At 63.9% G+C, this 6,918-nt stretch carries 9 protein-coding genes and 1 tRNA gene; all 10 read right to left on the bottom strand.

Annotation, left to right across the window (positions count from 1 at the left end; all coding sequences use genetic code 11):
• Positions 1–313: relaxase/mobilization nuclease domain-containing protein (locus tag MJ606_RS18150; protein WP_343214831.1), on the bottom strand; the 313-nt coding region annotated here is incomplete at its 3' end.
• Positions 306–791, bottom strand: coding sequence for a hypothetical protein (locus tag MJ606_RS18145; protein ID WP_243050963.1), 486 nt, complete (start codon positions 789–791; stop codon positions 306–308). The genes MJ606_RS18150 and MJ606_RS18145, both read right to left, overlap by 8 nt.
• A gap of 120 nt (positions 792–911) precedes the next feature.
• Positions 912–987: transfer RNA gene (locus tag MJ606_RS18140), tRNA-Lys, on the bottom strand.
• A gap of 59 nt (positions 988–1,046) precedes the next feature.
• Positions 1,047–1,733: a 7-cyano-7-deazaguanine synthase QueC gene (gene queC / locus MJ606_RS18135; protein WP_243050962.1), complete on the bottom strand. Its 687-nt coding sequence runs from the start codon at positions 1,731–1,733 to the stop codon at positions 1,047–1,049.
• 157 nt (positions 1,734–1,890) lie between these two features.
• Entirely contained in the window at positions 1,891–2,583 is a 693-nt protein-coding gene (gene queE / locus MJ606_RS18130) for a 7-carboxy-7-deazaguanine synthase QueE (RefSeq protein WP_243050961.1), read from the bottom strand.
• Between the two features lie 10 nt (positions 2,584–2,593).
• Positions 2,594–3,454: a tol-pal system protein YbgF gene (gene ybgF, locus MJ606_RS18125; RefSeq protein WP_243050960.1), complete on the bottom strand. Its 861-nt coding sequence runs from the start codon at positions 3,452–3,454 to the stop codon at positions 2,594–2,596.
• Positions 3,454–3,960, bottom strand: a complete 507-nt coding sequence (gene pal / locus MJ606_RS18120; protein ID WP_243050959.1) for a peptidoglycan-associated lipoprotein Pal — start codon at positions 3,958–3,960, stop codon at positions 3,454–3,456. Before pal ends, ybgF begins: the two co-directional genes overlap by 1 nt.
• A gap of 249 nt (positions 3,961–4,209) precedes the next feature.
• A complete protein-coding gene (tolB, locus tag MJ606_RS18115) occupies positions 4,210–5,526 on the bottom strand; it encodes a Tol-Pal system beta propeller repeat protein TolB (RefSeq protein WP_243050958.1) in 1,317 nt (438 codons plus the stop codon).
• Between the two features lie 8 nt (positions 5,527–5,534).
• Complete coding sequence (gene tolA / locus MJ606_RS18110) at positions 5,535–6,482, bottom strand: cell envelope integrity protein TolA (protein WP_243050957.1); 948 nt, start codon at positions 6,480–6,482, stop codon at positions 5,535–5,537.
• Positions 6,469–6,915 (bottom strand): protein TolR, encoded by a 447-nt coding sequence (gene tolR / locus MJ606_RS18105; RefSeq protein WP_243050956.1) that lies wholly within the window; start codon positions 6,913–6,915, stop codon positions 6,469–6,471. Before tolR ends, tolA begins: the two co-directional genes overlap by 14 nt.
• Positions 6,916–6,918 lie beyond the last annotated feature (3 nt).

Here is a 6,918-nt window from a genome sequence, read left to right as displayed (position 1 = left end):
ACCGACCTCCTCGACTGCCAGAAATTATGGCTCGAAGATGTCTACGAAAGGCTGGCCGGTCCAGCTCTCGCCAGCGTTGAAGTTTCGCCTTGCGCGGATTCAGTCGCGTTCCGTCATAGCCCAATGATTTAACGCACAGGTGTACATGCGGGTGCTTCTCGTCGGTGTGTTCGGCAAACACGTAGGGATGGTTGCTTCCGAATTCGCGCTGCGCAAAGTCCCGCGCTGCGTCCTTCACAGCCGCCCGGTTCGTGCCAGGCGGCATTGAGAGGACGAGGTTGAATGCCTCTTTGCAGTACCCGTCTTCAGGCACGCCGTACCGACCAAGCTTCCATTCGTGGTTCTGTACTAGACCCAGCCGCCATTCGCGGATGGCGGTGACAAAGATGTGGCTCAGCAGGGCTGAGATCGAGCCGTACAGTGTTCGCCGCCATACCGTCTGCCAACCGCTGATCCCGGAACTTTGCGATCAAGTCTGTATTGATGGCGGCGAGCGAATACTTGCCAAACACTGCGCGCAACCCCTCAGCTCGCAGCCGCTCAACCCGTTGCGTACTGGCCTTTTTGGTTGGAGTGACTTCGGCAAGATAGCGATCAAGCGCGGCTGAGAAGGTCATACGCTCGGACCCAGCGCGCTCGATGAACAGCCCCCGCACCATTTCGTCCTCGGTGCGCCGTGACCAATCCTCTGCATCGCGCTTGGTTCGAAAGGTTTTGGCCACAGCGGGCCAACCTTGCTTACGGATAAGTGCCTTCCAGGTCCCAGAAGGTGTCTTGACGATGGTCGCCATGGGGCATGTTCCGTGGCCGAAGTGTACTGAAACTGTACTTTCGACCAGCAGACTGCGTCTATGCGGCGACCATTTAGAGCAAAAAAACCCGCAAAGCGTTGTGCTATGCGGGTTTCGGATTGGTGGGCCGTCCGAGATTCGAACTCGGGACCAATAGATTAAAAGTCTACTGCTCTACCGACTGAGCTAACGGCCCAACTTTCAAAGGCAAGCCAGTAATTTTATGGGCTTGGCGCCAATGGTACAAGCGAGCGTTCAGACATAGCGGGTCGGGTCGGGCAAGCCGGCCGCCTGGAAGCCTTGCGAGCGCAGGCGGCAGGCGTCGCAATGGCCGCAAGCGCGGCCTTGTGCATCGGCCTGGTAGCAGCTGACGGTTTCGGAGAAATCCACGCCCAGGCGCTGGCCTTCGCGAGCGATATCGGCCTTGCTCATGCGCATCAGCGGCGCATGAATGCGGATGCCCGCCCCTTCCACGCCCGCCTTGGTGGCCACATTGGCAAGCTGCTCGAAGGCCTCGATAAAGGCCGGGCGGCAGTCCGGATAGCCGGAGTAATCCACCGCATTCACGCCGCACCAGATATCGGTGGACCCGAGCACCTCGGCCCAACCCAGGGCGATGGACAGCATGATGGTGTTGCGCGCCGGCACATAGGTCACCGGAATGCCCTGCCCGTCGGCCTGGTCGAGCGGCACGTCGATGTCGGCGGTAAGCGCCGAGCCGCCGATGGTGCGCAGGTCTACCTGCACCGTCTTGTGCTCGACCGCGCCAAGCAGGCGCGAGACACGTTCGGAAGCTTCGAGCTCGGCACTATGGCGCTGCCCATAGGCGACGCTCAGCGCGTGCACCTGGTAGCCCTGTTCACGGGCGATGGCGATGGTGACGGCCGAGTCCATGCCGCCGGAGACGAGCACGACGGCCTTGCGGGGAGACGATTGAGACATGGGCTTGCATCCACTCCAGGTTCAGGCCGGTGATCCAGCCGAAAAGCGCGAACGGCAACACAGGCCGATGCGCAGGAAAACTATTTTCGAGACGTTGACGATACGGCGAAAGTTCTGCTGGATCGGTCGCGCCACCGTTGCGCCACCATCACCTGCCTCAGTGCCCCGGCGCGTCGTTCCACAGCAGCTTGTGCAGCTGCAGCTGGAAGCGCACGTCGAGCTTGTCGTCGATGATCCACTCGGCCAGCTCGCGCGGCTGGATCGCGCCATGCACCGGCGAGAACAACACCATGCAGCGCTCGGCGATGCGATGCTCGGCCACCACGTCGCGCGCCCATTCGTAATCCGCGCGGCTGGCGATGACGATCTTCACCTGGTCATGCGGCAGCAGGTGCTCCAGGTTCGACCACAGATTGCGCTTGCTCTCGCCGGAATCCGGGGCCTTGAGGTCCATCACCTTGCGCACGCGCGGGTCGACCAGCGCCACATCGAGCGCACCGGAGGTTTCCAGCGACACCTCATGACCGGCATCGCACAGGCGCTTGAGCAGGATCAGGCAGCGTTTCTGCGCCAGCGGCTCGCCGCCGGTCACGCAGACGTGCCGGGCGCCATGCGAGGCCACCTCGGCCACGATGTCGTCGATGGCGCGCCAGTCGCCGCCATAGAACGAATATTCGGTATCGCACCACACACAACGCAGCGGGCAACCGGTCAAACGCACGAACACCGTGCGCCAGCCGATCGCGTCGGCCTCGCCCTGGATCGAGTGGAAGATCTCGGTGATGCGCAACCGCTCGGTCACGGCCGGCACAGACGTGGTGGGCGCCACGCTCGCGTTACTGCCACTCACAACAAGGGCCTCAGTTGGCCGACTGCAGCTGCAGGCGACGCAGGCGCTCCTGGGCCAGGCTGGCCGCCTTGGAACCCGGGTACTTGGTGGATACGGCCTTCAGCGTGGTCTTGCCGGCATCGACCTGCTTGAGCTCGATCTGGCTGTAGCCCGCCTTGAGCATGGCATCGGGTGCCTTCTCGCTCTGCGGGAACTGGCTGAGCAGGGTCTGGAAGGCCTCCAGCGCCACCTGGTAGTTCATGGTGGCGTAGTACGACTCGCCCAGCCAGTAATACGCGTTGGGCAACAACGGGCTATCGGGATACTGCTGGATAAAGCTGCGGAAACCGCGCGATGCCTGCGCATAGTCGCCGCCACGCAAGGTCTTGAAGGCGTCGTCGTAGGCGGCCTGCGCCGTGGCGGCGTTGGCCGGGGCCGCGCCCTTGGCAGCGGCAGCCTTGCCGCCCTTGCCCGCATCCGCCGCCGCTGGCGGCTGCGCCGCGCTGGCGGCTGGCGCGGGATTGGCCGTGTTGGCTGCATTACCTGGCGTACCCGCCGCGGCACCGGCACCGCCTTCGAGGCGGCCCAGGCGCGAATCGAGATCCACGTACTGCGCCTTGTTCTTGTCGCTCGCTTCCTGCAGTTGATGCTGGAGCTCTTCGATCTGGCCCTGCATCTGCTGCAACTGCGACTGCAGCGCCTGCACCTGGTTGACCAGGGTGGTGCCGCCTTGGTTCTGGTTTTGCGCCTGCTGCTCCAGCCGCGACACGCGGTCGGCCAGGCTCAGGCGGGAATCCTGCGCGAATGCCGGGACAGCAAAAAGCATGGCGGACGCAAATGCGCCCGCCATGCCCATCCTGGCTGTGAAGCGGTTAGCCAGTCGCTTCTTCATTACTTCGCCGTGTAGACGATCTCGACGCGACGGTTCTTGCTCCAGCAGTCTTCGTTGTGCTCACGGCACACCGGCTTTTCCTTGCCGTACGAGATCACGTTGAGCTGGCTGGCCGAGCCGCCGTTCGACTGCAGGGCGCTGGACACGGCATTGCCACGACGCTCACCCAGGCCGAGGTTGTACTCGCGGGTGCCGCGCTCGTCGGCGTTACCTTCCAGGCGGATCTGCGCCGTCGGACGATCCTGCAGGTACTTGGCGTGGCACGCCAGGATCTGCTGGAACTCAGGCTTGATCTCGTCCTTGTCGAAATCGAAGTACACGACGCGCTGACGCAGGCAGGCATCGGTATCGAGATCGGCCGGGGTGTACTTGTGCTCGGTCTGCACCGGAGCGGTGACCGGAGCCTGCTCCGGAGCCGGCTGCGGCTTGACTTCCTGCTTCTTCGAGCATGCGGCCGCGCCAACGCAGAGCAGGGCGACCAGGGCGACGCGAACGGTCTTATTCATGGTGGACGTTCCTTCAAACGGGTTTGAGTTCCGACAGTCAGTAATGATTGCGGTTTCGGGACAGTGATCGCCGGTGAACCGGCTGTTATTTTGACATTTTGCTGCCGGCAGTGCGCTGTCTCGCAACCGCCTGACCCGCCGTCCGCGACGGATTGCCGCGGGCGACAAGCTTTTTGATCCGGAGTGTCGTTTGAGGCTTCACGCCCGGATCACATGGCCGTGACGCTTACGCGCCCCGGCACGAACTGGTCAACGCTGACGATAAGGACCCCAGGCCGGTTCGCGAACGTCGCCATCGGCCAGCACGAGGCGCTGCCTGACCAGGCCATCGGCCGACACGGCGTACAAGACACCGCGGCGTCCTTCGGAGGCGGCATACAACAGCATGCTGGCATTGGGCGCGAAACTCGGAGTTTCATCGATCGGACCCGGCGAGATGAAGCGCAACTGCCCACCCAGACTGCGATCCATAATGGCAATACGATACACGTTCCCGTTGCCCTGCACCATCGCGATCTGCTTGCCGTCGTAGCTGATCGACGCGTTGGCGTTGAACTGGCCCTGGAAGGTGATGCGGTCGGCCGAGCCGCCCGTGGCCGGCATCTGGTAGAGCTGCGGACGGCCGGAGCGGTCGGAGGTGAAGATGATGCTCTGGCCATCCGGGGTCCAGCGCGGCTCGGTGTCGATCGCCAGATTGGTGGTCAGGCGGGTCTCCTGGCGGGAGCCCAGGTCCATCACGTAGATCTCCGGGTTGCCCTGGTAGGACAGCGCCAGCGCCAGCTTGGAACCGTCCGGCGAGAAGTTCGGAGCACCGTTGATGCCCTTCGCGCGAGCGGAAACCAGCTGGCGCGAACCGGTGGTGATGTCCTGCACATAGATGGCCGAATTGCCGCTCTCGAACGACACGTAGGCGATCTTGCGGCCGTCCGGCGACCACGAGGGCGACAGCAGCGACTCGCGCGAACGGGCCACCACCTGCGGGTTGTAGCCGTCCGAATCGGCCACGATCAGCGAGTAGGTGGTGTTGTTGCCCAGGCCCACCGCCGTGATGTAGGCGATGCGGGTCCAGAACGCGCCGCGCACGCCGGTGATCTTTTCGTAGATGGCATCGGCGATCTGGTGCGCCACGCCGCGCAGGTCGCCGGCGGGCGCGGTGAACGCCTGGGCCAGCAGGCTCTGCTGCTTGTTGACGTCCCACAGCTCGTACTCGACGCGCAACATGCCGCCGCCGGCATCGCTGATGCGGCCCACGGTGATGTAGTCCTGCTTGAGCAGGCGCCAGGTGGCGAAGTTGATGTCCGCGCCCTTGGACGGCGTTTCCACGATCTCGCTCTTGGCCAGCGAGCGGAATTTGCCGGAGCGGTTGAAGTCGTTGCGGATGACATCGGCCACGTCGGTAGGCAGGGGCGCCCCACCGGCCTGGGCAAACGGCACCACCGCGATCGGGGTGGCCGTCTTCAGGCCACCGACGATGTCGACGTTGAGCGACTGGGCTGCGGCCGGGCCCGCGATCAACGCGGCCACGACGAGCAGGACGAGGGCGAGGCGTGTGCTCAATTTGCGCATGGGCTTCATCACTGCGGCCTGAAAGTGAAATCGATATTGCGTTGGAACACGCTCTCGAAGCCCTTGTAGGGCAACGGCTGCGCGCGCAGTACGGCGTTCTCGATGGAGCGCTTGCCGGCGTCGTCGTACGGACAACTGGCGTCGACCTTGGCGCTCATCACGTCGCCGCCCGGCAGCTGCACGATGTGCACGATGCACGGCGTGCTCGGCATGTTATCCGGCCGAAGCCAATTCTGCGTGACCGCGTTCTGAATCGCCGCCAGGTATTGCGCCAGCAGGCCGGCATCCGGGCCATTGTTGCCGGTCTGCCGCTGGGCGGCCTCGGGCACATTGGCCAGCCCGTTGTCCTGGGCGTTCTTGAGGTCCGCCAATTGCTGCTTGGCCTGCCTGGCCTTGCTGTCCAGCTTCTTGGTCTGCTGGTCGGCGGCGTCCATCTTGGCGAACAGCTCGTCGATCTGCTTCTGCTTTTCCTGCTTCTGCTTGGCTGCCTGGGCATCGAGTTCGGCGGCGCGCTGGCGCTGCTTCTCCTCCTGCTCCTTCTTGGCGTCCTCGGCCTTCTGCTCGGCCTCGGCCACCACCTTCTCCTGATCCTTGATGTCAGGATGCTCGGGCGGGGGCGGCAGGGTCTTCACCTGGGGCGCTTCTTCCTGGGGTTTCGGCGGCGGCACGGTGGGCGGCGGCGGCACGCTGTCGGGCACCGGCTTGGCCTTGACCGCCTTCGGCGGCGGGGCACCGGTGGGCCCGACCAGGGTGGCCTCGATGACCTCGCCGGCCAGCTGGATCGGCTTGGCGCAAGTGATGGGGTTCCAGCTCGCCGGCAGATGCAGCGTCTCGAACAGGCCCTCGTAGAACGAGCACGGCACCACCGCGAGGGTCAGGAAACCCACGATGCCCAGATGCAGGATGGCGGAGAGGACGACCGCCTTGGAGGTGCCTGGAGTGTTACGGTCGTCCATTCTTCGAGTCCGACACCGGCGCGCTCATCAGGCCTACCTTGGACACGCCAGCCTGCTGCAAGTCAGCCAGCACCTGATACACACCGTCGTATTTGCCGTCGCGATCGCCGGCCACGAGCACGCTGACCTCGGGGTTGGCCTTCACGAAAGCGCCCACCTTGGCCTTCATGGTGTCGACGTCGATGGGCTGCCTCTTCTCGGTACCCAGGGTGAGATAGAGCTGCCCGTTCTGGTCGACCGCGACGATCACCGGGTCCTTCTTGTCCTGCATCGACTTGGCGTTGGCCTGCGGCAGGTTGATGTCGACGTTCTTGTTGATCATCGGTGCGGTGACCATGAAGATGATCAGCAGCACCAGCATCACGTCGATGTAGGGAACGACGTTGATCTCGGATTTGAGCTTGAAGCGCTTGTGGCGCATGGAGCTACGCATGGC

It is taken from the genome of Dyella sp. RRB7, from assembly GCF_022761115.1.
Lineage (GTDB): Bacteria > Pseudomonadota > Gammaproteobacteria > Xanthomonadales > Rhodanobacteraceae > Dyella.
This window is presented reverse-complemented; position numbering and strand designations above follow the sequence as displayed.

Coding starts and splice junctions, on each gene's coding strand:
- MJ606_RS18145 (WP_243050963.1), bottom strand. CDS start 791: ATGGCGACCATCGTCAAGACACCTTCTGGGACCTGGAAGGCACTTATC.
- queC (WP_243050962.1), bottom strand. CDS start 1,733: ATGTCTCAATCGTCTCCCCGCAAGGCCGTCGTGCTCGTCTCCGGCGGC.
- ybgF (WP_243050960.1), bottom strand. CDS start 3,454: ATGAAGAAGCGACTGGCTAACCGCTTCACAGCCAGGATGGGCATGGCG.
- pal (WP_243050959.1), bottom strand. CDS start 3,960: ATGAATAAGACCGTTCGCGTCGCCCTGGTCGCCCTGCTCTGCGTTGGC.
- tolB (WP_243050958.1), bottom strand. CDS start 5,526: ATGCGCAAATTGAGCACACGCCTCGCCCTCGTCCTGCTCGTCGTGGCC.
- tolA (WP_243050957.1), bottom strand. CDS start 6,482: ATGGACGACCGTAACACTCCAGGCACCTCCAAGGCGGTCGTCCTCTCC.
- tolR (WP_243050956.1), bottom strand. CDS start 6,915: ATGCGTAGCTCCATGCGCCACAAGCGCTTCAAGCTCAAATCCGAGATC.